The organism is Streptomyces sp. NPDC001068 (genome assembly GCF_042897315.1).
Classification (GTDB): domain Bacteria; phylum Actinomycetota; class Actinomycetes; order Streptomycetales; family Streptomycetaceae; genus Streptomyces.
Window position 1 is genome coordinate 232789 of sequence record NZ_JBIAYD010000009.1, and the last position, 25482, is coordinate 258270.

At 72.2% G+C, this 25482-nt stretch carries 25 protein-coding genes; 16 read left to right on the top strand and 9 right to left on the bottom strand.

The window, feature by feature from the left end; all coding sequences use genetic code 11:
* Window positions 1–76: 76 nt before the first annotated feature.
* A complete protein-coding gene (locus ACFY3I_RS25615) occupies window positions 77–661 on the bottom strand; it encodes a YrhB domain-containing protein (RefSeq protein ID WP_390862990.1) in 585 nt (194 codons plus the stop codon).
* A gap of 186 nt (window positions 662–847) precedes the next feature.
* Here ACFY3I_RS25615 and ACFY3I_RS25620 point away from each other — a divergent pair, with 186 nt between their 5' ends.
* A complete protein-coding gene (locus tag ACFY3I_RS25620) occupies window positions 848–1693 on the top strand; it encodes a helix-turn-helix domain-containing protein (protein ID WP_390862992.1) in 846 nt (281 codons plus the stop codon).
* A 216-nt stretch (window positions 1694–1909) separates the two neighbouring features.
* Here the strand turns inward: ACFY3I_RS25620 and ACFY3I_RS25625 are convergent, their stop codons facing one another.
* Window positions 1910–2821: an ADP-ribosylglycohydrolase family protein gene (locus ACFY3I_RS25625; protein WP_390862994.1), complete on the bottom strand. Its 912-nt coding sequence runs from the start codon at window positions 2819–2821 to the stop codon at window positions 1910–1912.
* A 342-nt stretch (window positions 2822–3163) separates the two neighbouring features.
* On the opposite strand from ACFY3I_RS25625, the gene ACFY3I_RS25630 reads away from it, so the two are divergent.
* The 8 genes from ACFY3I_RS25630 (at window position 3164) to ACFY3I_RS25665 (ending at window position 11005) form a co-directional block, all read left to right on the top strand.
* Window positions 3164–3931 carry a crotonase/enoyl-CoA hydratase family protein gene (locus tag ACFY3I_RS25630; protein WP_390862996.1) on the top strand — a complete coding sequence of 256 codons (768 nt, stop codon included), beginning with the start codon at window positions 3164–3166 and terminating at the stop codon, window positions 3929–3931.
* Window position 3932: 1 nt separating this feature from the next.
* Window positions 3933–4679 (top strand): acetoacetate decarboxylase, encoded by a 747-nt coding sequence (locus tag ACFY3I_RS25635; RefSeq protein ID WP_365287475.1) that lies wholly within the window; start codon window positions 3933–3935, stop codon window positions 4677–4679.
* The gene (locus ACFY3I_RS25640) at window positions 4676–5620 is read left to right on the top strand and encodes a 3-hydroxyacyl-CoA dehydrogenase NAD-binding domain-containing protein (protein WP_390862998.1); all 945 of its coding nucleotides are present in this window, start codon (window positions 4676–4678) and stop codon (window positions 5618–5620) included. The genes ACFY3I_RS25635 and ACFY3I_RS25640 overlap by 4 nt, the downstream gene beginning before the upstream one ends.
* Window position 5621: 1 nt before the next feature.
* Window positions 5622–6848 carry an acyl-CoA dehydrogenase family protein gene (locus ACFY3I_RS25645; protein WP_390863000.1) on the top strand — a complete coding sequence of 409 codons (1227 nt, stop codon included), beginning with the start codon at window positions 5622–5624 and terminating at the stop codon, window positions 6846–6848.
* Window positions 6849–6853: 5 nt separating this feature from the next.
* Entirely contained in the window at window positions 6854–8107 is a 1254-nt protein-coding gene (locus ACFY3I_RS25650) for a CaiB/BaiF CoA transferase family protein (RefSeq protein WP_390863002.1), read from the top strand.
* A 270-nt stretch (window positions 8108–8377) separates the two neighbouring features.
* Window positions 8378–9040, top strand: a complete 663-nt coding sequence (locus ACFY3I_RS25655) for an enoyl-CoA hydratase-related protein (RefSeq protein WP_365287467.1) — start codon at window positions 8378–8380, stop codon at window positions 9038–9040.
* A gap of 163 nt (window positions 9041–9203) precedes the next feature.
* On the top strand, window positions 9204–10106 hold the full coding sequence (locus ACFY3I_RS25660) for a LysR family transcriptional regulator (RefSeq protein ID WP_390863326.1): 903 nt from the start codon (window positions 9204–9206) through the stop codon (window positions 10104–10106).
* Between the two features lie 215 nt (window positions 10107–10321).
* A complete protein-coding gene (locus ACFY3I_RS25665; protein WP_390863004.1) occupies window positions 10322–11005 on the top strand; it encodes a helix-turn-helix domain-containing protein in 684 nt (227 codons plus the stop codon).
* Between the two features lie 37 nt (window positions 11006–11042).
* Here the strand turns inward: ACFY3I_RS25665 and ACFY3I_RS25670 are convergent, their stop codons facing one another.
* On the bottom strand, window positions 11043–12380 hold the full coding sequence (locus tag ACFY3I_RS25670; protein ID WP_390863006.1) for an aspartate aminotransferase family protein: 1338 nt from the start codon (window positions 12378–12380) through the stop codon (window positions 11043–11045).
* Between the two features lie 268 nt (window positions 12381–12648).
* Here ACFY3I_RS25670 and ACFY3I_RS25675 point away from each other — a divergent pair, with 268 nt between their 5' ends.
* Together ACFY3I_RS25675 and ACFY3I_RS25680 are read left to right on the top strand one after the other, a co-directional pair.
* Window positions 12649–14190 (top strand): GMC family oxidoreductase, encoded by a 1542-nt coding sequence (locus ACFY3I_RS25675; protein ID WP_390863008.1) that lies wholly within the window; start codon window positions 12649–12651, stop codon window positions 14188–14190.
* A gap of 296 nt (window positions 14191–14486) precedes the next feature.
* On the top strand, window positions 14487–15236 hold the full coding sequence (locus tag ACFY3I_RS25680) for an SDR family NAD(P)-dependent oxidoreductase (RefSeq protein ID WP_390863010.1): 750 nt from the start codon (window positions 14487–14489) through the stop codon (window positions 15234–15236).
* A 133-nt stretch (window positions 15237–15369) separates the two neighbouring features.
* Here the strand turns inward: ACFY3I_RS25680 and ACFY3I_RS25685 are convergent, their stop codons facing one another.
* On the bottom strand, window positions 15370–15681 hold the full coding sequence (locus ACFY3I_RS25685; protein WP_390863012.1) for a hypothetical protein: 312 nt from the start codon (window positions 15679–15681) through the stop codon (window positions 15370–15372).
* Window positions 15682–16020: 339 nt separating this feature from the next.
* On the opposite strand from ACFY3I_RS25685, the gene dhaK reads away from it, so the two are divergent.
* Genes dhaK through ACFY3I_RS25700 form a run of 3 tightly spaced genes read left to right on the top strand, consistent with a single transcriptional unit; the run spans window position 16021 to window position 18063 of the window.
* On the top strand, window positions 16021–17013 hold the full coding sequence (dhaK, locus tag ACFY3I_RS25690; protein ID WP_390863014.1) for a dihydroxyacetone kinase subunit DhaK: 993 nt from the start codon (window positions 16021–16023) through the stop codon (window positions 17011–17013).
* A gap of 47 nt (window positions 17014–17060) precedes the next feature.
* Window positions 17061–17660, top strand: coding sequence for a dihydroxyacetone kinase subunit DhaL (gene dhaL / locus ACFY3I_RS25695; protein ID WP_365287455.1), 600 nt, complete (start codon window positions 17061–17063; stop codon window positions 17658–17660).
* A complete protein-coding gene (locus ACFY3I_RS25700) occupies window positions 17653–18063 on the top strand; it encodes a PTS fructose transporter subunit IIA (RefSeq protein WP_365287453.1) in 411 nt (136 codons plus the stop codon). The genes dhaL and ACFY3I_RS25700 overlap by 8 nt, the downstream gene beginning before the upstream one ends.
* Before the next feature lie 326 nt (window positions 18064–18389).
* Here ACFY3I_RS25700 and ACFY3I_RS25705 read toward each other — a convergent pair whose 3' ends face one another.
* Window positions 18390–19085, bottom strand: coding sequence for a glycoside hydrolase family 75 protein (locus ACFY3I_RS25705; RefSeq protein WP_390863016.1), 696 nt, complete (start codon window positions 19083–19085; stop codon window positions 18390–18392).
* 383 nt (window positions 19086–19468) lie between these two features.
* Between ACFY3I_RS25705 and ACFY3I_RS25710 the strand changes: the two genes are divergently transcribed.
* Together ACFY3I_RS25710 and ACFY3I_RS25715 are read left to right on the top strand one after the other, a co-directional pair.
* Window positions 19469–20431, top strand: a complete 963-nt coding sequence (locus ACFY3I_RS25710; protein WP_390863017.1) for a fibronectin type III domain-containing protein — start codon at window positions 19469–19471, stop codon at window positions 20429–20431.
* Between the two features lie 186 nt (window positions 20432–20617).
* Window positions 20618–21172 carry a hypothetical protein gene (locus ACFY3I_RS25715; protein ID WP_390863019.1) on the top strand — a complete coding sequence of 185 codons (555 nt, stop codon included), beginning with the start codon at window positions 20618–20620 and terminating at the stop codon, window positions 21170–21172.
* 7 nt (window positions 21173–21179) lie between these two features.
* Here ACFY3I_RS25715 and ACFY3I_RS25720 read toward each other — a convergent pair whose 3' ends face one another.
* From ACFY3I_RS25720 to ACFY3I_RS25735, 4 genes are all read right to left on the bottom strand, one after another.
* Window positions 21180–21722, bottom strand: a complete 543-nt coding sequence (locus ACFY3I_RS25720; protein WP_390863021.1) for a PadR family transcriptional regulator — start codon at window positions 21720–21722, stop codon at window positions 21180–21182.
* 22 nt (window positions 21723–21744) lie between these two features.
* The gene (locus ACFY3I_RS25725) at window positions 21745–23760 is read right to left on the bottom strand and encodes an FAD-dependent oxidoreductase (RefSeq protein WP_390863023.1); all 2016 of its coding nucleotides are present in this window, start codon (window positions 23758–23760) and stop codon (window positions 21745–21747) included.
* 117 nt (window positions 23761–23877) lie between these two features.
* The gene (locus ACFY3I_RS25730; RefSeq protein WP_390863025.1) at window positions 23878–24246 is read right to left on the bottom strand and encodes a hypothetical protein; all 369 of its coding nucleotides are present in this window, start codon (window positions 24244–24246) and stop codon (window positions 23878–23880) included.
* A gap of 145 nt (window positions 24247–24391) precedes the next feature.
* Window positions 24392–25261, bottom strand: a complete 870-nt coding sequence (locus ACFY3I_RS25735) for a hypothetical protein (RefSeq protein WP_390863027.1) — start codon at window positions 25259–25261, stop codon at window positions 24392–24394.
* Window positions 25262–25482 lie beyond the last annotated feature (221 nt).

Here is a 25482-nt window from a genome sequence, read left to right on the forward strand (position 1 = left end):
GCCTCCACCGCCGGCCGCCGCACCCGGCCCGGGGAACGGAACCGGAGGCGCGACCGGCACGGCGGCCGGCCTTCCGTCATCCCTCGGCTCCGCGACCGGCTCGGGCCCCCGCCCCGCTCACGATGGTCTCCACCGCGATCTCCCGGCCGAGAGGCTCCACGAGTTCCTCGGTGACGACGGCGAGAAGGCGCGCGGGCATGTCACCGGCCGGCAACGCGCTCACGTACTCGACCGCCTCGGCGGGCGTGAGCACGGGCAGCCTCCGGCGCAGTGTCCGCGCGGCGTGCATGCGTCCGCGCGTCGCGGCGACTGCGCGCAGCGCGTCGTGCAGATCGTCCACCGCGGTGCGTACCGGCAAGCCGCGTATCCGGGTTCGGTAGTCGTTCTCCCATGCTCCGGTCCTCGCGGAGACGACGCCGATCCGGTGCAGTCCTCCGTCGACGCGGTCGACCAGGTACGGCCCGTTGCCGATCAGCATGTGCCGCGAGTCCCGGGTGCGTGCGAACTCCTCGGACTGCCAGAAGACGAGCCACACCAACTCGTGCTCCTCGACCCGGACCACGGCCATCCTCACCGCGTCCGTCCCCACCGCCCGCCACCGCTGATGGTCGCGCTCCAACTGTTCTTCCACAGCCCGAACGGCGGCTCCTCGCTCGATCACCCGTGCAGCATCCCGCACGGGCCCGGCTCCGACCAGCGAATTCCCGCGGTTCACGGCACGCGGAGGGCAGTCCCGTCGACCACGGCGAATCACCACGACCGACCCGCGTGACGGCGACCGGGGCGGTCCGAGACCAGGACTGGCGGTACCAGGCACATCCGCGACCGGCGGTGTTGACTGGAGGGCATGACGGCGACGGAACTGGGACAGGCGCTGCGGCGCTGGCGTGACCGGGCGGCCCCGGGGGCGGCGGGGCTGCCGGCCGGTGGGCAGCGGCGCGCGGCGGGCCTGCGGCGCGAGGAACTGGCGCTGCTCGCCGGCATCTCGGTCGACTACGTCACCCGCCTCGAACAGGGCCGGGCCGTCAATCCTTCGGTGCAGGTCGTCGAGGCGCTGGCACGGGCGCTGCGGCTGTCCCCGGACGAGCGGACCTATCTGTTCGGGCTGGCCGGTCTGGTGCCGCCGGGTCCGGACATGGTTCCCGGATATCTCACCCCCAGCGTGCAGCGGCTGCTGGAGCGGCTGTCCGGTACTCCCGTCGCCGTCTCCGACGCGGCGATGACACTGCTGGTGACCAATCCGATGTACGCGGCCCTGATGGGCGATCCGTCCGGTCTGCGCGGCTTCGAACGCAACGGCGTGTGGCGCAACTTCCTCGGCCGGCCGACCCGGGTACGGCACTCCCCCCAGGAGCGGCGCGACTTCGAGGCCGGCATGGTCGCCGAACTGCGCTCGACGGCCGCCCGCTATCCGGCGGACCGCCAACTGCAGCGCATGATCACCGAGTTGCGCGCCGGAAGCGAGCGGTTCGCGGAGCTGTGGGACGCGGGCGTGGTCGGCCGGCTGGAGGCGTCACGCAAGACCATCGAGCATCCGCAGGTCGGCCCGGTCACCCTGGACTGCGACCAACTCCGGGTCGAACAGCACGACCTGCGCATCCTCGTGTACTCGGCCGAGCCGGGCACGGCGGCCGCCGAGAAACTGGACCTGATCTCGGTACTGGGCACCCAGAGCCTGACCGACCGCCACTGACACGCCGGGGGCCAGCCCCCGCCCGGCAGGGACCGGCAACCGGCACGTCCTACCGGGGCCCCGCAGCACGCCCGGAAGCCGTGGCGCCGGACGCACCGGGGCTCTCGGGCCGTGCGGACCCGAGCGGCGACCGCCTCCCGCCCGTCGGGGTCACCGTCTCCGTGCTGGCCACCGCCTACCGGCCTCGGTGGCTTCGGGCGGTACGGCGGTGAGTCGTCACCCCGGCGTGGTCGCGGGCAGCGGTTCACGGGCCGCGTGCCAGGCGGCGGGGAGTGCGGCGACGCCCGTACGGGCGGCGATCACGCCGCCCGCGATGGCGCAGGTGGTGTCGATGTCGCCGCGCCCGGCGACCGTGAACCACAGGCCCTCGTGCAGGTCGTCGAGGTGCCGCGCCGCACACCACAGGGCGTACGGGACGGTGTCGGGTCCCGACATCCGGTAGCCGGATCCCAGGACCTCCGCGGCGTGCCGGACCGAGGTGCGTTCCGGCATCCGGGACGCCACCCGCACGCCCGACCTGACGTCGCTGTCAGGGAGCCGTTCGGCGACGGCCCGGAGGAACTCGGGGCCGGCCGGGGCGGGTCCGCCCCGGCCGCGCGCCGCCAGCGCCGCGGCGAGGGCGACCGCCACCGCCCCGGCGACCGCCTCCGGATGGTGGTGGGAGACGACGCTCTGGCGGGCGGCCTGCTCGGCGGCCGTGTCGAGATCCGCCGCGTGCCAGGCGCCCAGCGGTGCGGCCCGCATGGCCGCGCCGTTGCCCCAGGAACCCTGGCCGCCGAACTGTCCGGCGACCACGTCCCGCCAGGACTCGCCCGCTCCGATCCGGCGCAGCACGTCGTGCATCGAGGCCCCGTAACCGCGGTGCGTGTCCTCGGCGTACGCCTGCGCGAAGCGCGCGGCGAGGCGGTCCTGGTCGACGGTGCCGCCGCCCTCGGCGAGCTCCCGCACCAGAACGACCGCCTGGGCGGTGTCGTCACTCCACCGCCACAGCGGCTCCGGGGGCAGCGTCCGCGCCTCCAGGATTCCCGGGCCCTCCTGGCGCAGGATGCCGAACCAGCGATCGCCGAAGGCGTCGCCGAAGGCGAGTCCGGACAACGAGTCGAGCACGGCGGCAGGCGGAGTGATCATCGGCGCAGTATCGCAGTGGGCGGGCGCGCCCCGCACACCGGTTTCCGGGACACGGGAGCGGTGGCGGCGGACGTCCGGTCGGGGACCGGACCGAGCGGGCCCGGGACAATTCCAGGCGTGAATTGCCGCCGATCTCTCCGAAAAATCGCCGATAAACATTTCGATAAATCGGCGAATCCCCCCTTGAATTCGGTGTGACTAGTACGGTCACACCCCCTTTCCTATTTTGATGATTCCATCTTCCGTCGGTCTTCTCTAGATTCTTTGTCAGGACGACGAGCCAGGCGGGTCGGGTCACCGAGATCCGATTTCGCCGCACCATCGCCGCGAAAGAGGGAACCCATGAGCACCACCGACGTACGCACCCAGCGGGACGGCAGGACCCTGCTGATCACGATCGATCGCCCACGAGCCCGTAACGCCGTCAACGCCTCGGTCGCCGCCGGTCTCGCGAGTGCCCTGGACGAGCTGGAATCGGATCCGGAACTGCGGGCCGGTGTGCTGACCGGCTCGGAGGGCAACTTCAGCGCGGGCATGGATCTGAAGGCGGCGCTGCAGGGCGAGTCCCCCGACGTTCCGGGGCGCGGATTCGGCGGTGTGACCGAGGTCGACCGGCAGAAGCCGCTGATCGCGGCCGTCGAGGGCTGGGCCGTGGGCGGCGGTTTCGAACTGGCCCTCGCCTGCGACCTGATCGTGGCGTCGCAGGACGCGCACTTCGGTCTGCCGGAGGTCACGCGGGGGCTGATCGCGGCCGGTGGCGGTGTGATCCGACTACCCCGGCGCATCCCGTACCACCTGGCGATGGGTGTGCTGCTGACCGGTGAGCCGATGACCGGCCGCCGGGCGGGTGAGCTCGGCCTGGTCAACCAGGTCGTCCCCGCCGGGCAGGCGGTGGCCGAGGCGCTGCTGCTGGCCGAGCGGCTCGCCGCGAACGCGCCGCTGGCGCTGGCCGCCGTCAAGGAGGTCGTCCGGGCGGCGGACGGCGCTCCGGAGAGCGAGGCCTTCGCCGCGCAGAGCACGGTGATGAAGAAGCTGATGGCCACGGCCGACGTGCGGGAGGGCATGACCGCCTTCGCCGAGCGCCGGGCCCCTCAGTGGACGGGAAAGTGACATGCGGATCGAAGACGTACGACGGCAGCTGACCACTCCGCTGGCTGGCCCGGCCTACACGCCGACGGTCCACCGCTTCACGGACCGCGAGTACCTCAACATCCTCTACCGCACCGACCCCGACGCGCTGCGCGCGGTGGTACCCGAACCCCTGCGGATCGAAGATCCGCTGGTCCGCTTCGAGATCATGAAGATGGGCGACGTCACCGGCTTCGGTCCCTACACCGAGGGCGGCCAGGCCATCCAGGTGGTCTTCGACGGCGAGCGCGGCGAGTACCTGCACGCGATGTACCTCGACAACTTCCCGGCGACCGCGGCCGGACGCGAGGTCAGCGCCTACCCGAAGGTCATGGGCTCGCCGAGGCTGTACGTGGACGGCGCCGCACTCGTCGGCACCCTCGACTACGGAACCGTCCGCGTCGCCACCGCGACCATGGGCTACAAGCACCACCCGCTGGACAAGGCCGTGGCCAGGGAAGAGATCGCCGCGCCGACGTTCATGCTCAAGACCGTCCCGGGCTACCGCGGCGACCTGCGCGTCCAGGAGCTGGTACGCACCGAGATCACCGACGTGGTGGTCAAGGAGGCCTACACCGGCCCCGCGCGGCTCCAGCTGTTCGCCCACGTGCTCGCGCCGCTGGCGGACCTCCCCGTCCTGGAGGTCGTCTCCGCCACCCACATCCTGACCGACCTGACGCTCGCCCCTGTCGAGCCGGTCTTCGACTACCTGAAGGGAGAAACGCGGTGACACACCAGTTCCGTACCGCCGCCGTCATCGGAGCGGGAACCATCGGACTGTCCTGGACGGCGCTTTTCGCCGCGCACGGACTGACCGTCCACGTGAGCGATCCCCGCCCCGACCTGGCGGAGGCGACCGCCGAGGCGCTGGCCGCCTTCGGGCCGCACCTGGCCGCCCAGGGCCTGGACACCGATGGTCTCGCCGACCGCGTGCACCTCGCCCCCGACGTCACCGAGGCCGTCCGCGACGCGGACATCGTCCAGGAGAACGGGCCCGAGCGCGTCGAGTTCAAGAAGGAGCTGTTCGCCCGCCTGGTGCGGGAGGCACCGCGGCACGCGCTGCTGCTCAGCTCGTCGTCGGCCATTCCCTCGTCCGTCTTCACGACGGAGATCGAGGACGCCGGCCGCGTGCTCATCGGGCACCCCTTCAACCCGCCGCACCTGCTGCCCCTCGTCGAGGTGGTACCCGGCGAGCACACCACCGAGGACGCCGTGCAGTCGGCGGTCGCCTTCTACACCTCCGTCGGCCGCGCACCGGTCGTCGAGCGCCAGGAGGTCCCCGGCTTCGTCGGGAACCGGCTGCAGAACGCGCTCAACCGGCAGGCCGTCTACCTCGTCCAGCAGGGCGTCATCACGCCCGAGGACCTGGACACCGTCGTCACCCACTCGCTGGGCATCCGCTACGCCACCGTCGGCCCCTTCCTCGGCGGCCACCTCGGCGGCGGCCCGGGCGGCTACCGGCACATCGCCGAACACATCGGCTCGACCATGGCGCAGATGGACCTGGGTGAGCCCTCGCAGGACCCGCAGGACCGGGAGCGGGTCATCCAGGCCGTGGAGAAGGCGTACGCCGGTACGCCGTACGCCGACCTCGCCGAGGCCCGCGACCGCGGGCAGCTCGCCGTCCTTTCCGCCCTCGCGGACGTCCGCCGCAACCAGAAGGAGAACTGACATGACCGCCGAGACCTCCACCCCCGTGACCCCCGCGACGCCGGTGGACGACCGCCTGGCCGCCGACTTCTACGACTACGAGTCGCTGCTGTCCGAGGAGGAGTACAAGATTCTGCTCAAGGCCCGCACCTTCATGCGGGACGAGGTCAAGCCGCTGGTCAACGAGTCCTGGGGCAAGGGCGAGCTGCCCGACGAACTGATCGACAAGTTCCGCCACAGCGGCCTGGTGGCCCTGGCCTACGAGGGCTACGGCGAGCACCTTCCGGCCGTGAGCCACCTGCTGAGCGGCATGCTGGCGATGGAACTGGGCCGCGTCGACGCCTCGTCCGCCACCTTCTTCGGCGTGCACAACGGGCTGGGCTTCTACTCCATCTACTACGGTGGCGACCAGGAGCAGCGGGACCGGTTCCTGCCCGCCATGGCCACCATGGACAAGATCGGGGCGTTCGCCCTGACCGAACCGGACGGCGGCTCCGACGTCTCCGGCGGCATGCGCACCACCGCCAGGCGGGAGGGCGACACCTGGACGCTCAACGGCGCCAAGAAGTGGATAGGCAACGCCACCTTCGCCGACAACGTCGTGGTCTTCGCGCGGGACGTCGAGGACAACAAGGTCAAGGCGTTCGTCGTGGAGAAGGGCACCCCGGGCTTCAAGCCTGTCAAGATCGAGGGCAAGATCGCACTGCGGATCGTGCAGAACGCCGAGATCACCCTGACCGACGTGAAGGTTCCGGAGGCCAACCGGCTGAAGAACATCAAGGGTTTCCGGGACGTCGGCGAGGTGCTGCGGCAGACCCGCAGCGGGGTGGCCTGGCAGGCTCTGGGCGTCATGATCGGCGCCTACGAACTCGCCCTGGACTACTCCAAGCAGCGTGTCGCGTTCGGGCGCCCGATCGCCAAGTTCCAGATGGTGCAGGATCTGCTCGTGAAGAGCGTCGGCAACATCACCGCGTCCTGGGGCATGCTGGTGCAGCTCGCCCGGCTGCAGGACCAGGGCATCTTCCGTGACGAGCAGTCGGCGCTGGCCAAGGAGTTCGTCGCGGCCCGCATGCGGGAGGTCGTCGCCTGGAGCCGCGAGCTCTTCGGCGGCAACGGCATCCTCCTCGACAACGACATCGCGCGGTTCTTCTCCGACGCGGAGGCCCTCTACTCCTACGAGGGAACGCACCAGATGCAGACCCTCATCGTCGGCAAGGCCATCACCGGCCAGAGCGCGTTCGTGGGCTGACGGCGATGACCAACGAACTCGAACCGGCATCCGCGTCCGCATCCGTGTTCACCGGGCTCAAGGTCCTGGACGCGTCGACCTACATCGCGGGACCGGCCGCCGCGACCATGCTCTCCGACTTCGGTGCCGACGTCATCAAGGTCGAGCCGCCCGGGGCGGGCGACCCGCAACGCAGGCTGAGCTTCGTGCCCCCGAGCCCGCGTGCGGAGGCCAACTACGGGTGGCACCTGGCCAACCGCAACAAGCGGGGCATGGTCCTCGACCTCAAGTCGCCGACGGCCGTCGGCGTCCTGAAGCGGCTCGTGGAGTGGGCCGACGTGGTGATCACCAACTTCCCGCACGGCACCCGCGAGAAGCTGCACCTCGGCTACGAGGAGGTCGCGGGCTGGAACCCGCGGGTCGTCTACGCCGACATCACCGGTTTCGGCGACGCTGGTCCCGACGCCCGGCAGCCCGGGTTCGACCTGACCGCCTTCTGGTCGCGCAGCGGCCTGCTGGCCTCCACCCGCGACGCCGAGGCCCCGCCGACGGTGCCCGTCTGGGGCAGCGGCGACTACACCTCGGCCGTCGCGATCTACGGGGCGATCGTGACCGCGCTGTACCGCCGCGCGGTCACCGGGCAGGGCACCAGCGTCGGAACGTCGCTGCTGGCCACCGGCGTGTGGGCGACGGGCACCCTCGTCGCCGGCGCGCTCGCCAAGGGCACCGCGTTCGAGCTGCACGACCGGAACAAGCCGGTGAACGCGCTGACCAACCCCTACCGGACGGCGGACGGCCAGTGGTTCATGCTGGCCACCTCCGGCCCGCAGTGGCCGGGGCTCGCCCGCGCCGTCGGACACCCCGAGCTGCTCGAGGATCCCCGGTTCGCCGACATCGAGGGGCGCTCGGAGAACGCCGCCGCGCTGAGCAGCCTGCTCGATGACGAGTTCGGCTCGCGGCCCTTCAGCCACTGGAAGGACGCGCTGGCCCGCGAGCGCATCACCTACGGCCTCATCCAGACGCCGGAGGAGGCGGCGCAGGACCCCCAGCTCCGCGCCAACGACATCGTCATGCCGCTGCAGGGGGTCACCGGACTGGAGTACACCGTCAACAACCCGGTCAACCTCCGTGGCGTGCCGAAGGTCGCGGCGCGCCGGGCGCCGGATCTCGGCGAGCACAACGACGAGATCCTCGCCGAACTGGGCTTCGCCCCAGGGGAGATCGCCGGGCTGCGTGCCGAGGGTACGATCCCGGACACCCCCGAGGCGAGCGCGGCCTGACCCGGACGGCACGACGTGACCGACGGAGCGGAGACGGTGACCCACCGGTATCTGCCCCCCGAGCGCGGCGCCGGGCGCGGCCGCCGGGCCCGGGCGGCCGGCGGCCGTCCGGGCCGGCGCGCCGTCGCGGCCCGGCCCGCGCGCCTTCGCCACCGTACGGGCGGGTCAGGCGCCCCGCCCGTCGGTCCGGGCCGGCCTCCGGCCCCCGCGGCGCACCGCGCCGGACCCGATTCCAGCCACCCCCACCCGACACAGCAACCTGGAGTGCACATGCCCACCCTCGACCGTCATGACTCCGTCTTCGTGCTCGACCTCGGAGACGGCGAGAACCGCTTCCACCCCGACTGGCTCGCGTCGGTCAACGCGGCCCTGGACGAGGTGGAGAAGGCCGACGCGCCCCGGGCGCTGGTGACCGCCGCGACCGGCAAGTTCTACTCCAACGGCCTGGACCTGGACTGGCTCACCGCCCACGCCGACCAGCACGCGGCCTACGTGGACACCGTCCACGCCCTGTTCGCCCGGGTGCTGGCCCTGCCGATGGTCACCGTCGCCGCTCTGCAGGGGCACACCTTCGCCGCCGGCGCGATGTTCTCCCTCGCGCACGACTTCCGGGTGATGCGGGCGGACCGCGGCTTCTGGTGTCTGCCCGAGTCCGACATCAAGATCCCCTTCACCCCCGGCATGTCTGCACTCATCCAGTCCCGGCTGACCCCCGCGGCGGCGCACGAGGCCATGGTCACCGGCCGGCGGTACGGCGGCACGGACGCCGCCGGCGCGGGCATCGTCGACCACGCGGTGGCCGAGGACGCGGTGCTCCCGACCGCGGTGGAGATCGCCCGGGCCCAGGTGGGCAAGGACGCCGGCACCCTCGGCGCCATCAAGGCCGGCATGTACGGCCCGGCCCTGGCCGTCCTGCGCGGTACGGCCGGCTGACGGACAACCGATCCCGGACCGCGTCCGCGCGCACGGCGAGCTGCCCGCGCGACGGGTGCCGTCCGTGTGCGCGGTGTCGCGCCGCGCCGATGCCCCGGCGTCCCGGGCCCGACGGCAGCGCCCCCGATCCGGTCGTCGGTCGGGTTAACGTATAGACGTGGATATGTTGCATCTGCGCTATTTTGTCGCGGTGGCCGAGGAGCTGAACTTCTCGGCGGCGGCCCGGGGACTGCACATGGCCACGTCACCGCTGAGCCAGCGGATCAGGGACCTGGAACGGGAGCTGGACCAACGGCTGTTCGAGCGTGACACGCACAGCGTCACGCTCACTCCGGCCGGCGAGACGCTGCTCCCCCTGGCACGGGACGTGCTGGAGCAGTTCAACTCCATCCCGTGGCGGCTGCGGGAGGCGACTCGCTCGGGGCGCGCCACGATGTTCATGGGCATCCCCGCCGGGCTCCACCCCTGCCTGCGGGAGCACGTCTCGGAGCTCACCGAGCGCGCCGCCGCCTGGTACGAACTCCTGCGGTGGCCCGGCACCACCAAGGCCCTGGTCGAGGGCGTGCACGAGGGCAGGCTGGCGCTGGCGCTGGCCCGGATGCCGGTCAGCGATCCCGCGCTGGAGATCGTGCACGTCATGTCCGAGCGGATGGGGGCCGTGGTCCCCGCCGACCAGTTCACCGGACGGGAATCCCTGTCCCTCACGGAACTCGCAGACCTCTCCTTCATCGTCGCCCCGCACGAGATAAGGTCCGCCTACTTCGACCAGCTCGACGGCGAGATGTCCGCCAGGGGCATCAGAAAGCGCATCAAGCTGACCGACTCCGACTTCGGGGGAATCGCCGAGCTGGTATCCAGCGGAATCGCCTTCTATTTCTCCCTCCTCAATCCGGACAATCCCATGCACGGCTACGCGATGGAGAACACGACGGTCCTGCCGCTCACGGATTTCAAGCCGTCCCTGAACACGGTCCTGGTCTGGCGGAAGGACCGGGCGGACGGCGGCGACCTGGCCAGGCTCGTCATGGCGGCACGCGAGGTCTTCGCCGAGACGCGCCACGTCTGAGCGGGCCGTCTCGCACGGTGCGGCCTACACCCTCGACGACAGCACCGGCATCCGTGACGTCACCGTGGCCGGAGACCTTCGAAGCCTGACCCGCGTCCGCCCCCGGGACGCTTGGAGAGCGCCGTCGGGCCACACTGGTAGGAGAGCAGGAGCCGGCGGACCCCGACGTCGTTCCGACGCCGGGCGCCGAACCGTACGGCTGGAAGAAGCGTGACATGGCCGAGGACCCGGCGGTCCGGCCGGGTTCGGGTCTCCCCGGCGCGGCGCAGGACCGGCCCGCGGGAGTGGTGCACAGCGCGTTCGCGCTGGTGAGGGCGCTCAGCGAGGCGCCGGGCCCGCTCGGCGTCACCGAACTCGCCTCGGTCGCGGGCATTCCGAAGACGACGGCACACCGGCTGCTGGAGCAGATGGCCGAGGAGCGGATCGTCGCACGCCACGACCACAGGTGGGCGATCGCGCCCGGCTTCGGCGAACTGGTGCGAGCGGGCCGGCGGCCCTCCCCCCTCGCGGCCGCCGCCCGCCCCCGGCTGGACGCCGTGGTCCGGGGCACGGGCGCGAGCGTGTTCCTGCATCGCATGGCGGACGGCGTGCTGGACACCGTGTACTGCGGGCACGGCGCGCTGCTCGCACCCCTCATGCCCGCGCCGGATCAGCGACTGGCCGCGGCGCACCCGGCCGCCTCGCTCTGGCGGGCTCTCGCCGCCGGGCAGGTGGCGGCGGAGTACGACGAGGTACGCCCGGGATGCATCTGCATAGCGGCTCCCGCGCCGCTCCCGTCGGGCGGAACGATCGTCGCGTCACTGGCCCGCCCGGCCGACCGCGAGGTGGAGTCCCTCAAGCGCCCTCTGGAGAGGATCGTGTCGTTGATCGCGGCGGACGAACGCCGCCTGCGGCCCTGAGCCGGAGCCGAGCCGGAAAGGCCGCGGGGAAGACGCGTCAGCGCCTCGGGGGGCCACCCGCGCGCACCGACCGGCAGGACGTCTCCAGGATGTGGACCATCGTCCTGATCTCGTCCGCGGTACTGATGAGCGGTGGGGCGAGGATGACGGTGTCGCCGACGGCCCGCACCAGAAGCCCGTGGTCGGCCGCCGCGGCCATGACCTGTTCGCCCCAGGCGCCTTCCGGCCGGCCCTCGGCACCCGTGACGAAGGTGACCGCGGCCAGGAAGCCGTGGCCCCTGACGTCCCTGACGCACTCCCAGCCCCGGAACGCGTCGGCGAGGGCCCGGGTCAGCGTGGGCGCGGTCGCACGCACGTGCCCGGGGACGTCCTCCTCCACGACGACGGCGACGGCCTCACGCGCGACGGCCGCGGCCACCGGGTGCCCCGAGTAGGTGAAGCCGAGTCCGAACGCCCCGATGGCCGGTGCCCCCTCGGCGATGACGTCCATGGCACGCCGTCCGACCAGCACCGCGGAGATCGGCGCGTACGCCGAGGACAGCCCCTTCGCCAGCGTGATCAGGTCGGGGGCCAGACCGAACTCGGTGGTGGCGAACAGTGATCCGGTGCGTCCGAAACCGGTCACGACCTCGTCGAGAACGAAGAGGATGTCGTGACGCGCGAGGACCTCCTGGACGCGGGGGTAGTAGCTCGCCGGCGGGATGATCAGACCGCCCGCGCCGAGAATCGGCTCCGCGACGAACGCGGCGACGCTGTCGGGGCCCTCCGCCGCGAGAACCCTCTCCAGACGGTCGACGAGCCGGTCGACGAACCGCTCCTGCTCGATCCCCTGTCCCAGCGGGCCGTACGGATCGGGGCACGGCACCTTGACGTAGGCCGGCAGCGGGGGACCGAAGCCCCGGTGCAGGGCGTCCAGGCCGGTCGCGGAACCGGCGGCCACCGTGGTCCCGTGGTACCCCTTCTCCTGCGAGATGATCTTGAACCGTCCGTGCCGTCCCAGGCACTGGTGGTAGTACCACGCCAGCTTGAAGGCGCTGTCGTTGGCCTCCGCACCGGAGTTGGCGAAGAAGGCGCGGCCCATGGGTATGGGCGCCAGCCGGACGAGATCGTCGGCGAGGGCCCGCGCGACATCGGTGGTGCGGTGCGCGAAGGACGCGAAGAACGGAAGTCTGGCCATCTGCCGTGCGGCCGCCCGCACCAGGCGCGGTTGGCTGTATCCCAGATTGGTGCAGAGCATTCCGGAGGTCCCGTCGAGGTAGGAACGCCCCTCGCTGTCCCAGACCGTGAGCCGCTCGCCTCGGACGATCACATGAGGTTCCGTGGTCAGGGCGGGTGACGTGTGGGGTTCCAGCAGGGCGGACGGGTGCGGAGTCATGACGATTCTCCTTGCGCGGGAAAACGGTCCGAAGGGGCCCGGTCACGGAATGCCGGACCGGGACCCGTCCCCTCGATGGGAACGCGGCTGCGAACGCGGATCAAAGCGCGTTCCGGCCAGCGGAACCGAGATCCGCCCCGTTCTCCCCGCGGCCGGTTCCACTGGGTGGAACCAGAATTGTCCGGCCGCCCGTCCCGCTGTCCCCTGAGGCGAAGGGCCGGCCCGGTGCGGAGCCGGCCGAATCATCGAACGGCCGGTGGGCAGAGCCATGGAGACGAGGAACGACGGCTACGACTACATCGTCGTGGGCGGTGGGACCGCGGGCAGCGTGATCGCGGCACGGCTGACCGAGGACGGGGGCGCGCGCGTGCTGCTGCTGGAGGCGGGTTCGGCGCACCCGTCGGCCGACATGGCCGTTCCTCCGGCGTGGCCGGCGCTGCTGCGGTCGAACGCGGTCTGGGGGGACGTGACCGTCCGGCAACGGGCGAGCGGTGTCCGTGTCCCGCTTCCGCGCGGGCGCGCACTGGGCGGCGGATCGGCCGTCAACGCGATGAACTACGTGCGCGGCCATCGTTCCAGCTACGACGTGTGGGCCGAACCGGGCCGGACGGACTGGTCGTTCGACGGTCTGCTGCCCTACTTCAAACGCAGCGAGAGAACCGTCGGGAGGGACCCTGCCCTGCGGGGAGTCGACGGTCCGCTGTCCGTGGGGCCGCCCGACCCTCCGCATCCGGTCGTGGCGGCTCTGCTCGAAGGAGCGGTCCAGTCCGGTCACCGGCGTGCCACCGACATCAGCGGCGGCACGGAGGAGGGCTTCGGCTGGTCGGACCTGAACATCGTCGACGGCAGACGGCAGAGCGCGGCGGACGCGTACCTGGCTCCCGCCATGCGGCGGGCCGACCTGTCGGTGGTGACCGGGGCCCTGGTGCACAGGCTGCGCATCAGGGCCGGCCGGTGCGACGGGGTGGAGTACAGCACGGGCACGGACGTCGTCTCGGCCGGCTGTTCGGGAGAGGTGGTCCTCGCCGCCGGCACCATCGGGTCGGCCCAGCTGCTGCTGCTCTCCGGTGTCGGGCCCGTGGAGCAGCTGCGCCGGCTGGGCGTGCGCGTCGTGCTGGATCTGCCCGGCGTGGGAGAGGGGCTGCACGACCACCCGATCAGTGGCATCACCTACCGGTCCAGACGTCCGGTCCCGCCGGGGGCGAACAACCACGGCGAGGCGTACGGGCTGGCACGCAGCAGGCCGGGGCTCGACGGCCCGGACCTCCAGATCCTCTTCGTCGACGTACCGCGGAACGCCCCGGCCGTGGACGGACCCGAGACGGGGTGGGGGTACACCGTCGCCGTCTCCCCCGTCACGCCGCGCAGCCGCGGCAGCGTCCGGCTCGCGAGTGCGGATCCCGGCGTTCCGCCGCTCGTGGACCCCGACTACTTCGGCGACGGGACAGACGTCGACGTCACGGTACGGGGACTGCGGATGGCGCGGGACATCGGTGAGTCCCCGGCACTCGACGAGTGGCGTGACCGCGAGGCGGTACCGGGGCCGGCGGCGACGGACGAGGCCGCTCTGCGGGAGTACGTGCTCAGGACTCCCGCGTCGTACTTCCACCCCGTGGGTACGTGCCGCATGGGGACGGACTCGCTGTCCGTGGTCGACGGCGAACTGCGCCTGCACGGTGTCGCCGGCCTGCGGGTGGCGGACGCCTCCGTCATCCCGTCCATTCCCTCGGCCAACACCAACGCCACGGTCTGCGCCATCGCCGAGCGGGCCGCGGAGATGCTGCGGACCCCGGCCCCATCGACGGCCTGAACCGGCCGGACGGCCGGGCGTCTTGTCGATGGCGGAAGGACAACCGGCGCGACTCCGCCCCGGGTTGGTCGTCGTCGTCCTCGCCCGCGGTCGGCGGGCCGCCCGTTGCCGTCGCCCTCCGGCTCGTTCGGCCGACGGCCACCGGTGCGGCCCGCGGCCGCAACCGTGTCTCCGGTTGCGGCACCGTGGCGCGGGTCCTTTGCTGGAAGGTACCGATGCGACCGGATCATGCGGAGCGCGGCCGGACGTGGACGCGCGGCCGGTCCGGGCAGGGGCGCAGGGAAGAAGTGGATGACATGGGACAGCTTGACGGCAAGGTCTGCCTGGTGACCGGCGGCTCGACCGGGATAGGTCTGGGGATCGCCCGTCGGTTCGTCGCCGAAGGCGCCACGGTGTACCTCACCGGCCGGCGCGAGGCGGAGCTGGACGCGGCCGTGGAATCCCTGGGCGAACGTGCCGTCGGCGTCCGCAGCGATGTCTCCCGCCTCGACGATCTCGACCACCTGTTCGCGACCGTCCGGGCCGGCAGCGGACGGCTGGACGTGGTCGTCGCCAACGCCGGCGGTGCGGAGCTGGCACGGCTCGGGGAGATCACCGAGGAGCAGTACCGGTCGGCCTTCGACATCAACGTGAAGGGGACGATCTTCACCGTCCAGAAGGCGCTGCCGTTGCTGCCGGACGGCGCCTCCGTGATCGTACTGGCGTCCACGAACGCCTCGATGGGCCTGCGGGCCATGTCGGTCTACAGCGCCACCAAGGCGGCCATCCGCAACCTGGCCCGCACCTGGGCCGTGGAACTGGCGGGGCGCGGGATCCGGGTCAACGCCCTCAGCCCGGGGCCGATAGAGACCCCCGGCATCCGCGGTCTGGACAGTCCGCCGGACGGCGGGAGGCCGCTGGCGGACGCCATCATCGACGAGGTTCCGCTCGGCCGGATAGGCCGCCCCGGCGAAGTCGCGGCCGCGGCCGTGTTCCTGGCCTCGGAGCAGAGCTCCTTCACCACCGGGGCAGAACTCTTCGTCGACGGCGGACTGGCCCAGGTCTGAGACCACACCCCGCAGGCCGCGCCGGACGACCGGGCGGTCCCTGGCGTGGACCGGGTCCGGCGGCCTCCGTACGGGCGGGAGAACAGGGCGACCGTGCACCACTCGCGCAGGCGTCGCGGGACACGGCGTCCCTTCACACGCGGCGGACCCGTGCGGCCGGTACGCGGTCGGGCAGGTAGGGGAATCCGTTGCCGTTGTCGAGGAGCGCCGCCTCGTCGATGCCGTCCACAGCCCAGACGTCGACCGGTCCACCGGTGTTGTTGAGGTGCAGGAAGAAGCCGACGTCGCCCTCGTCCCGGCAGACGAAGATCCCCTCCACCTCCGGGCGGCGGCTGCCGGCGATTCCCGGTGCGGCACCCATCCGCGTCCAGTCCAGGCCGTACCGCGCGATCGACTGCCGGTTGCGGGTGGACGAGACGTGGAAGTGACGCGATTCGGTCGGCATGGCAGGAGTATATGAAGTACGGATCTTTCCTCCCCGGGCCGAGGCGGGCAGCCGAGCACGTCGTGGCCCGGCCCGCACCGGCCGCACCGAGTCCGGCAGCGCACATGACCTTCGTAGCCGGAAGGCCGATACTGAGGGGCAGGAGGCCCGTCCCCGACCCCGAAAGGTCCCCGCGAAGACTGACGCCCCGTCAACTCGGCCGGTGTCCGATCAGCACCGGAGCCGGCGAAACCCGCCTCCCAGCACCCGGAACCACCAGGATCGACAGCTTGCCGCACCCGGCTTGACCAGGGAAATGCCGGTCGGATGCCTGACTGCTAACGTATGAGGGAGACAGCCGTGAAGATGCTGATCAACGTCCCGGAGACCGTGGTGGCGGATGCGCTGCGGGGTCTGGCGGCCGCCCATCCCGATCTCACCGTGGACGTGGAGAACCGGGTGATCGTACGGCGGGACGCTCCCGTCGCCGGGCAGGTCGGGCTGGTGTCGGGCGGAGGCTCCGGACACGAGCCGTTGCACGGCGGATTCGTGGGCCCCGGGATGCTGTCGGCGGCGTGCCCCGGCGAGGTTTTCACCTCGCCCGTCCCTGACCAGATGGCCCGGGCCGCCGCGGCCGTGGACAGCGGCGCCGGCGTCCTCTTCATCGTGAAGAACTACACCGGCGACGTGCTCAACTTCGACATGGCCGCCGAACTCGCCGAGGACGAGGGCATCCAGATCGGCAAGGTCCTCGTCAACGACGACGTCGCCGTCACCGACAGCCTCTACACCGCGGGCCGACGCGGCACCGGCGCCACCCTGTTCGTGGAGAAGATCGCCGGTGCGGCCGCCGCCGAGGGGCAGCCGCTGGAGCGGGTGGAGGCGATCGGCCGCCGGGTGAACGAGAACTCCCGCAGTTTCGGTTTCGCGCTCAGCGCCGTCACCACCCCGGCCAAGGGCACCCCGACCTTCGATCTGCCGTCGGGCGAACTGGAGTTGGGCATCGGCATCCACGGCGAGCCGGGCCGGGAACGGCGGGCCATGATGACCTCGGGCGAGATCGCCGACTTCGCGGTCAACGCAGTCCTGGAGGACATGCCGCCGCGCGACCCGGTGCTCGTCCTGGTCAACGGCATGGGCGCGACCCCGCTCCTGGAGCTGTACGGCTTCAACGCGGAGGTCCAGCGTGTGCTCGGCGAGCGCGGTGTCACCGTCGCCCGCACCCTGGTCGGCAACTACGTCACCTCCCTGGACATGGCGGGCGCCTCGGTCACCCTCTGCCAGGCCGACGAGGAGCTGCTGCGGCTGTGGGACGCCCCGGTGCGGACGCCGGCCCTGCGCTGGGGCATGTGAGCGAGCGACCGCAGCGATCCACTCGTACCGCGAAGCAAGGAGATCCCGTGCTCGACGCCGACTTCTTCCGCCGCTGGATGGCGGCGACCGCCTCCTCCGTCGATCGTGAGGCGGAGCGGCTCACCGCCCTCGACTCCGCGATCGGCGACGCCGACCACGGCAGCAACCTCCAGCGCGGGTTCAGGGCGGTGGTGGCCGCGCTGGAGAAGGACGCCCCCGACACCCCGGGGGCCGTGCTGGTCCTCGCCGGAAGCCGCCTGATCTCCACGGTCGGCGGGGCGTCCGGGCCGTTGTACGGGACGCTGCTGCGCAGTACGGGCAAGGCGCTCGGCGACAGCGCGGAGGTCACCGAGGCCGAGTTCGCCGGGGCGCTGCGGGCCGGGGTGGACAAGGTCATGGCGCTCGGCGGGGCGGCACCCGGCGACAAGACGATGATCGACGCCCTGCTGCCGGCGGTGGAGGCGCTCGGTGACGGCTTCGGCGCGGCACGGGCCGCCGCCGAGGAGGGAGCCCTGGCGACGACACCGTTGCAGGCCCGCAAGGGCCGGGCGAGCTACCTCGGGGAGCGCAGCGTCGGTCACCAGGACCCTGGCGCCACCTCGTCGGCGCTGCTCGTCGCGGGACTTCAGGAGGCAGCCGGTGAGTGACGACAAGCTGGTCGGGATCGTGCTGGTGTCGCACAGCGCGGAGGTCGCCGCCTCCGTCGCCGAGCTGGCCAAGGGTCTGTCGGGCGGCGGCGCGGCGGTACCGGTCGCCGCGGCGGGCGGCACCGAGGGCGGCGGGCTCGGCACCAGCGCCGAACTGATCGCGGCCGCCGCCGCGTCCGTGGACCGGGGCGCTGGTGTGGCCGTCCTCACCGACCTGGGCAGCGCGGTGCTCACGGTGAAGGCGTTGCTCGCCGAGGGCGACGAACTCCCGGACGGCACCCGCCTGGTGGACGCCCCGTTCGTCGAGGGGGCGGTCGCCGCGGTCGTGACGGCGTCGACCGGCGCGGACCTGGGCGCGGTGGAGGCGGCCGCCGCGGAGGCGTACTCCTACCGGAAGGTCTGACCTCCGGGGCGAGGACCCCGGCGACCTCGGCGAAAGGTCCGAGGCCGCCGGGAAGCCGACGCCCACCGCACCCGCACCCGCACTAGATCGCACCCGGTGGCACCCGGTCCGGAACCAGGGGTCGGGACCGGAACACCGGAACAGGCGCGCGGTCGGGACCGGGGGCGGCCTGTCGGCGGCGGGCGTGGGGCCGGCCGCAACCGGCCCGAGGCGCGGGAGGCCGCGGTGCGGTGTCCGCACCTCGGGCGCGGCCGGCCACCTCGACGGCACGGTACCGCCGGTGGACAACGGCGGGCCGGCCGTCCGAACCCGGTGCCGGCCGCCGGTCAGCCGCCCTCGGTGAAGAGCGCTGCCAGCCGCTCGCCCTCCGCCCGCGCCGCGTCCTGGTCCTCGATGGGTTTGATCGCGGAGTCCTTGAAGACGATGTAGGTGACGCCGGACGGCACCCCGCCCGTGCGCGGGTCGGGGTCCATGCCCAGCCCCTTCGCGGTGGCGTACGAGGCCTCGCCGATGATGTCGGTCGGTCCGGTGTCGCCGACGACGGCGTACTGCACCCGGTCCTTGTAGATCACGGCGGCCACCGCGCCGCCCTTGATGCCGGTCGCCCGGTAGTCCCAGCGGCTGCTGGGGCCCGGCACGACGACGTAGGGCAGCGTCTCCGCGTTGAGATGGCGGCCGTCGGACTGCTGGAAGGCGGTGGCCGCGGAGAACGCCGGGTCGGCGGTGCGGTTGCAGTGGGTGGTGACCTGGCCGTCGCAGTCGATGTCGAGGTCGGCCTCCCAGAAGACCGCCTGGTCGGTGCCGCACACGGGGACGGTGGTGGCGGTTCCGGCGTCGGTGCGGTAGCGGCTCTTGGAGATCTCGGCGCAGTCGCGCAGCCGGGACAGCAGGTCGGTGGCGGCGATCCGGTGCCGCGCTCCGTGGGCGGGGAGCGAGGCGGCGGCGGGGACGGGGGTGGGCAGTGTGGTCGGGGCGAGCAGGGCGGCGCCGGCCGCGGCCAGCGTCAGCGTCTGGACACGCACGATGGGGGACCCTCTCCGTGGGGGACATGGAGTCAACCGGTCCAATGTGGTGGGGCCGGGGCGGCCGAGCCAGGAAGAGGGGCCCGTACAGGGCCGTTCGGAGCAACGAACTGACACTCCGTGAGATTCCGTCAGGGGCCGGGACGCCGGGCCGGTGTCGGCCCCTCGCCCCGGCCACCCGCGTCGGCGCGGGATCAGCGACGACAGCGTTCCGCGCCACGGGCGTGAACTCCCCTTCCTTCTCGGGAAGTTCGGCCGCAGAGCCCTCAGCATACGTAACTCTCCCCCGCTGTCCGCAATACGGCCCCCTTGATGTTCGTGTCCCGGACGGGTCATATTGGTCCGTACCTTTGTCGTGCTGCCGTCCCAGGGGAGGCGGAACCGTGCGCCGAGTTGTGGTCCTGGTCTGCGCACTGCTGCTGACGTCGTCCTGCGGCTGGGGCGGGGCGGCCGACGGCGACAGCGGCCGGCTGCCCGGCGCCCCGACGGGGGTGACCGCGGCGGCCGGGAGTGCGACGAGCGTGCATGTGATGTGGAACGCGCTGCCCGTCGGTTCGGGCGTCCGCGGCTACGAGGTATATCGCGGCACCACAAAGGTGGGTGAGGTGCCGGATACGCAGCACATGGTGGACGTCACCAGGCTCAGGCCGTCCACCATGTACGCGTTCACCGTCCGGGCCCGCGGTGACGACGGCAGCCTCGGCCCGCGGAGCCGGGCGGTGCGGGCGACGACCCCGGCGGTGGTCGCGGCGGACCGGTCGGCGCCGACCCGGCCGGCGCATCCGAGCGGCCGGGCCGTGGGCGGCCGTGCCGTGCAGTTGTCCTGGGGCGCCGCGAAGGACGACCGCGCGGTGGTGTCGTACGACATCTACCAGGGCGATGCGAAGATCCACAGTGTGGGCGGCAACCAGACCGCGACCGTGGTCACGGGGCTGCGGCCGGGTACCCGCTATGTGTTCACCGTCCGGGCCCGGGACGCGGCCGACAACCTCTCGGCGGCCGCCACGGCGGTACGCCTCACCACACCGGGCGGCGACGACGGCCAGGACACCGCCCCGACCGGGTTCACGGCGCGGAGCCACGCGGAGAGCGGGGCGTACTACCTGGACCTGGCCTGGGACCCGCCGGACGTGGACGGGGTGATCACGGAGTACCAGATCCTGCTCGACGGCGGCACGACGACCTCGCTGGTCTGGGGCGGCGTCCCGCCCGAAGGCCACTCGACCTACAGCTTCTACGTGGGGCGCGACCATGGTGTGGTGCACCGGGTGCGACTGCGGGCGCGGCTGCCGGACGGGACCTGGGGCGGCTGGTCGGCGCGTCGGACGGTCACGACGCGGGCCTGATCCGCATCCCGGCCTGATCCGCATCCCGGCCTGGGCCGGACGGGGGAAGAGATCACCTGGACGGCCGCCCCCGGGTGCGGCGCGGGCCGGTGGCGCTTTGGCTGAGTCCCGAGGCAGCACGGGAGTCTCCCGATCCTCGGCGGCGCAAGGGACGTTCCGCCTACCGTGCCGTCGGAGGGCAGCCACATGCGCAACTCACGACTTCTCGTCCGCTCCGGCCTGACCCTGGCGGCCGCCGCCGCGCTCCCCACCTGGTCCGCCGGACCGTCCGCCGCCGTCTCGGGCATCTCGGTGAGTACCACCGGCTCCACGGTCTCGGTGGTCACCAGCGCCTGCACGCAGAGCAGCGGCAGCTGGGGCAACGCCTCGCTGCTCAGCAGCGGTCAGACCGCCTTCGCCCAGGGGCGGCAGGCGGCCCTGGCGGGCACCACGGTGAGCCAGTCCGCGGCCTGGTCGGGCGTGTCGCCCGGCACCTACTCGGTGGTCGTCGTCTGCTCCAACGGCGGTACGGCAGGCACCCAGTCGGTGATCGTCTCCGCCGCCCCGGCGGTCCCCGCCCCGCCGACGACCTCGTCGACCAACAAGTCGCCCGCCCCGGCCCGGGGCGTCGCGGGCGGCCTGGGCGGTGCCGTCCGCGACTACGGCCCGCTCACGCTGGGCGTCGGCGCGGCGCTGGTCGGCTCGGGCGTCATCGCCACCGGCTGGTACCTGCGCAAGCGGTCCAAGCCGTACCGGTTCTGAACCCGGTTCAGTTCTCGGGGAGTTCGCCGAACTCCCCGAGGGCCTGGCCGAGCCACCGGGTCCAGAAGGACTCCAGGTCGATGCCGGCCCGCAGCACCAGGTGCCGCAGCCGGTCCTCGGGGGCGTCCTTGCCCGGCGGGAAGTCACGCCGCTCGATCTCCTCGTACTCGGCCAACTGCTGCCGGTGCAGCTCCAGATGGCGCCGCAGGTCGGCTTCGAGTCCTTCGGTGCCGACCACCGCGGCCGCCCGCAGCCGCAGCAGCAGCGTGTCGCGCTGCGGCCTCGGGTCCTGGGCGGTGGCGGTCCAGCGGGCCAGTTCGGCGCGGCCCGCGGGCAGGACCTCGTAGCTCTTCTTCTGGCCGCGGGCCGGCTGCTCGGTGGGCAGGGTGCGGATGTGGCCCTCCGCCTCCAGCCTGCCCAGTTCGCGGTAGATCTGCTGGTGCGTGGCCGACCAGAAGTAGCCGATCGACCGGTCGAACCTGCGGGTCAGCTCCAGCCCCGACGACGGCTTCTCCAGCAGGGCGGTGAGGATGGCGTGCGGGAGTGACATGGGCTCATCCTAGGGACGGGCCCTACAGGGCGGCCGCCAGCTCGGTGCCCTGCTTGACGGCCCGCTTGGCGTCCAGTTCGGCGGCGACGTCGGCGCCCCCGATGAGGTGCGCGCTGTGGCCGGCGGCGACCAGTTCCTCGTACAGGTCCCGGCGCGGTTCCTGCCCGGTGCACAGCACGACGGTGTCGACCTCCAGGACGGTGCTCTCCCCGTCGACGGTGACATGCAGTCCGGCGTCGTCGATCAGGTCGTAGCGCACCCCCGGGACCATGGTGACGCCCCGGTGCTTGAGTTCGGCACGGTGGATCCAGCCGGTCGTCTTGCCGAGGCCCGCGCCGACCTTGCCGGTCCGGCGCTGGAGCAGGTGGACGGTGCGCGGGGGCGCGGGGCGCTCGGGGGCGGCGAGGCCGCCGGGGGTCCGGTAGTCCGTGTCGACGCCCCAGTGCCTGAAGTACGTCGCCGGGTCCTCGCTCGCCTTGTCGCCGCCGTCGGTGAGGAACTCGGCGACGTCGAAGCCGATGCCGCCCGCGCCAAGGATCGCCACCCGGTCGCCGACGGGGGCGCCGTCGCGGAGCACGTCCAGGTAGCCGAGGACGCGGGGGTGGTCGACGCCCGGGATGTCGGGGGTGCGCGGGGTGACACCGGTGGCGACCACGATCTCGTCGTAGCCGGTGACGTCCTCGGGCTGCACGGTGGTGTTCAGGCGTACGTCCACGCCGTGGGCGTCGAGCTGGTGGCGGAAGTAGCGCAGGGTCTCGTCGAACTCCTGCTTGCCGGGGATCTTGCGGGCCACGTTCAGCTGGCCGCCGATCTCGGCCGCCGCGTCGAACAGGGTGACCTGGTGGCCGCGTTCGGCGGCCGAGACCGCGCAGGCGAGTCCGGCCGGGCCCGCGCCGACGACCGCGACCCGCTTGCGCCGCCGGGTCGGGGACAGGACCAGTTCGGTCTCGTGGCAGGCGCGCGGATTGACCAGGCAGGAGGTGATCTTGCCGCTGAACGTGTGGTCCAGGCAGGCCTGGTTGCAGCCGATGCAGGTGTTGATCGCCTCGGGAGTGCCGGCCGCGGCCTTCGCGACGAAGTCGGGGTCGGCGAGCATCGGGCGGGCGACGGAGACCATGTCGGCGGTGCCGTCGGCGAGCAGTTCCTCGGCGAGTTCCGGGGTGTTGATGCGGTTGGTGGTGACCAGCGGGACGGAGACCTCGCCCATCAGGCGCTTGGTGACCCAGGTGTAGGCGCCGCGCGGTACCGAGGTGGCGATGGTGGGGATCCGCGCCTCGTGCCAGCCGATGCCGGTGTTGATGATGGTCGCCCCGGCGGCCTCGACGGCCTTGGCGAGGGTGATCACCTCGTCCAGCGAGGAGCCGCCCGGGACCAGGTCCAGCATGGAGAGCCGGTAGACGATGATGAAGTCCGTGCCGACGGCCTCGCGCACCCGCCGGACGATCTCGACGGGGAACCGCATCCGGTTCTCGTACGGACCGCCCCAGCGGTCGGTACGGTGGTTGGTCCCGGCGGCGATGAACTCGTTGACGAGGTAGCCCTCGGAGCCCATGATCTCGACGCCGTCGTAGCCGGCCCGGCGGGCGAGGCGGGCGGTGCGCACGTAGTCGTCGATGGTCCGCTCGACGTCCTCGTCGGTGAGTTCGCGGGGCGGGAAGGGGCTGATGGGGGCCTGCAGCGGGCTGGGGGCGACGAGGTCCCGGTGGTAGGCGTAGCGGCCGAAGTGCAGGATCTGCAGCGCGATCCTGCCGCCCTCGCGGTGCACGGCCCCGGTGACGGTGCGGTGCTGCTCGGCCTCGTCCTCCGTGGTGAGCTTGGCGCCGCCCTCGTAGGGCCGGCCCTCGTCGTTGGGGGCGATGCCGCCGGTGACGATGAGCCCCACTCCCCCGCGGGCCCGGGCCGCGTAGAACTCCGCCATCCGCTCGAAGCCGCGTTCGGCCTCCTCGAGGCCCACGTGCATGGAGCCCATGAGCACGCGGTTGGGCAGCGTGGTGAAGCCCAGGTCGAGGGGTTTCAGCAGGTGCGGGTAGCGGCTCATCGGGACCTCCGTGCGCGGTGTCTTCCCCCAAGTTCTAGAGGACCGCGCACGGATTATGCAACTAGTTGCACAAAGGCTCCGGCGCTACGTGTCTCAGATCACCTGCCAGGCCGCCGCTCACCGGCTCTCCAGCAGGACGTGCAGCTCCCTCTCCTGGTCGCCCGAGGCGGAGGACAGGTTGCGCACCGTGAACAGGGAGTCGAGGGTCGAGTGGAGCCGGCTGATCGCCCAGTAGCCACCCTGCGCGTCGGCCTCGACCGAGGCCGCGAGCCGGGGCGGTGGGGTGCACTGGTGGGCGTCGGTGACCTCGAACGTGCCGAGCCACACCATGGGGCGGCTCTCGTGCAGCTGCTGGGGCACGTCCTCGGCCTCCCGGTCGGACTCGAAGCACTGGCACAGCGCGTCGAACACGATCCGGGCGTCCTCCTTGCTGCATCCGCTGATCTCGAGCGAGACGGGTTCCTCGTGCAGTCGTTCAGGGCCCATGCTGATCGCTCCTCTCATGGCGACGGCGCGGTCACCCGGGTTCCCCCGCGAACCGCGCCATGCCAACAGAAAAGCACCGATTCCCGGGCGGTGCACCACCCGGCGCCCGCCGCGGGCACCATACGGTGCCCGCCGCTCCCGGCGGTCAGCCGCGCGTGAACCTGTAGGTCTTGCTGTCCGTGAGGACGCAGAACCCGGGCGACATCACGATGACGCGCAGGGTGCCGGTGCGCCGGTCGTAGTCGATGCCCTCGGCCTCGAAGGTGCCCGAGCAGGAGCTGCGCAGCGGGAGCTGACGCAGGGCGGTGACATGACCGGTGACGTCGCTCGTGCCGGGCCGGGCGGACAGGTCGATCTGCAGGAGCGGCTTGGTGTAGCCGAAGAGGCTGCCGTCCGGGTCGTCCGATGAGCACAGCAGGGTGGTCGGGCCGGAGAAGTCGCAGCCCTGGACGTCGCGTACGGCGTGGTCGAGGTTCACGACGGAGGCGAGCGGGAGGTTCGCGGACGGCGAGGTGCTCTTGTTGACGCCCGGCGTGGGGAGGACCAGGAAGCGGGTCATCGTGCCGTACTCGCCGGTGAGCATGTACTGGCCGTCGGGCGAGATCGCGTCCCAGGAGTTGTTGAGGGCCTCTCCGGAGGCGAGCGTGTGCACGTACTCGGACCAGGCGCCGCCGGGCGCCTGCACCCGGTACATCTTGGCGGTGCCGGAGTCCGCCTGGTACGGCTCGACGTAGTAGCCGTCGTACGACTCGTCGGGGTCGCCGACATGGTTCCAGCCGCGGCTGGACACGCCGACCGGGATGGTGCCGATGCCGGTGTAGCGGTTGGCGCTGCCCGCGGGGACCTCGACCGAGGTCAGGCCCTGGCTCTCGGTGAGCGGGTCGGCGCGGTCGGAGCCGGTCTCGGTCCAGGTGTCGGCGGCGGACGCCGGGCCGGCCGACAGGGCGAGGGCCGCGGCGAGGGCGGTGAGGGCGGTCAGGCCTGCGCGACAACGTTGCCGGGGGGACGCGGGCATAGGGGCCTACTCCTCGGTTCGGGGGGTGGGACGCGGATGCGTCCGACAGTCTGGTGTGTACCTGACAGACATGTACACACCGGTGACGGAAAGGGACGGTGAACTCGCACCCCGTACCCGGCGCTCGCGGGCCCGGCGGCCCGGCCGGCCGCTTCGCCGCACGGATGCGGCCGCGGTGAGAGATGGTGGAGGGGTCGGCGTCGTCGGAGAGTCGGGTGTGA

Coding starts and splice junctions, on each gene's coding strand:
- ACFY3I_RS25620 (WP_390862992.1), top strand. CDS start 848: ATGACGGCGACGGAACTGGGACAGGCGCTGCGGCGCTGGCGTGACCGG.
- ACFY3I_RS25625 (WP_390862994.1), bottom strand. CDS start 2,821: ATGATCACTCCGCCTGCCGCCGTGCTCGACTCGTTGTCCGGACTCGCC.
- ACFY3I_RS25630 (WP_390862996.1), top strand. CDS start 3,164: ATGAGCACCACCGACGTACGCACCCAGCGGGACGGCAGGACCCTGCTG.
- ACFY3I_RS25635 (WP_365287475.1), top strand. CDS start 3,933: ATGCGGATCGAAGACGTACGACGGCAGCTGACCACTCCGCTGGCTGGC.
- ACFY3I_RS25645 (WP_390863000.1), top strand. CDS start 5,622: ATGACCGCCGAGACCTCCACCCCCGTGACCCCCGCGACGCCGGTGGAC.
- ACFY3I_RS25650 (WP_390863002.1), top strand. CDS start 6,854: ATGACCAACGAACTCGAACCGGCATCCGCGTCCGCATCCGTGTTCACC.
- ACFY3I_RS25655 (WP_365287467.1), top strand. CDS start 8,378: ATGCCCACCCTCGACCGTCATGACTCCGTCTTCGTGCTCGACCTCGGA.
- ACFY3I_RS25660 (WP_390863326.1), top strand. CDS start 9,204: ATGTTGCATCTGCGCTATTTTGTCGCGGTGGCCGAGGAGCTGAACTTC.
- ACFY3I_RS25665 (WP_390863004.1), top strand. CDS start 10,322: ATGGCCGAGGACCCGGCGGTCCGGCCGGGTTCGGGTCTCCCCGGCGCG.
- ACFY3I_RS25670 (WP_390863006.1), bottom strand. CDS start 12,380: ATGACTCCGCACCCGTCCGCCCTGCTGGAACCCCACACGTCACCCGCC.
- ACFY3I_RS25675 (WP_390863008.1), top strand. CDS start 12,649: ATGGAGACGAGGAACGACGGCTACGACTACATCGTCGTGGGCGGTGGG.
- ACFY3I_RS25680 (WP_390863010.1), top strand. CDS start 14,487: ATGGGACAGCTTGACGGCAAGGTCTGCCTGGTGACCGGCGGCTCGACC.
- ACFY3I_RS25685 (WP_390863012.1), bottom strand. CDS start 15,681: ATGCCGACCGAATCGCGTCACTTCCACGTCTCGTCCACCCGCAACCGG.
- ACFY3I_RS25715 (WP_390863019.1), top strand. CDS start 20,618: ATGCGCAACTCACGACTTCTCGTCCGCTCCGGCCTGACCCTGGCGGCC.
- ACFY3I_RS25720 (WP_390863021.1), bottom strand. CDS start 21,722: ATGTCACTCCCGCACGCCATCCTCACCGCCCTGCTGGAGAAGCCGTCG.
- ACFY3I_RS25725 (WP_390863023.1), bottom strand. CDS start 23,760: ATGAGCCGCTACCCGCACCTGCTGAAACCCCTCGACCTGGGCTTCACC.
- ACFY3I_RS25730 (WP_390863025.1), bottom strand. CDS start 24,246: ATGGGCCCTGAACGACTGCACGAGGAACCCGTCTCGCTCGAGATCAGC.
- ACFY3I_RS25735 (WP_390863027.1), bottom strand. CDS start 25,261: ATGCCCGCGTCCCCCCGGCAACGTTGTCGCGCAGGCCTGACCGCCCTC.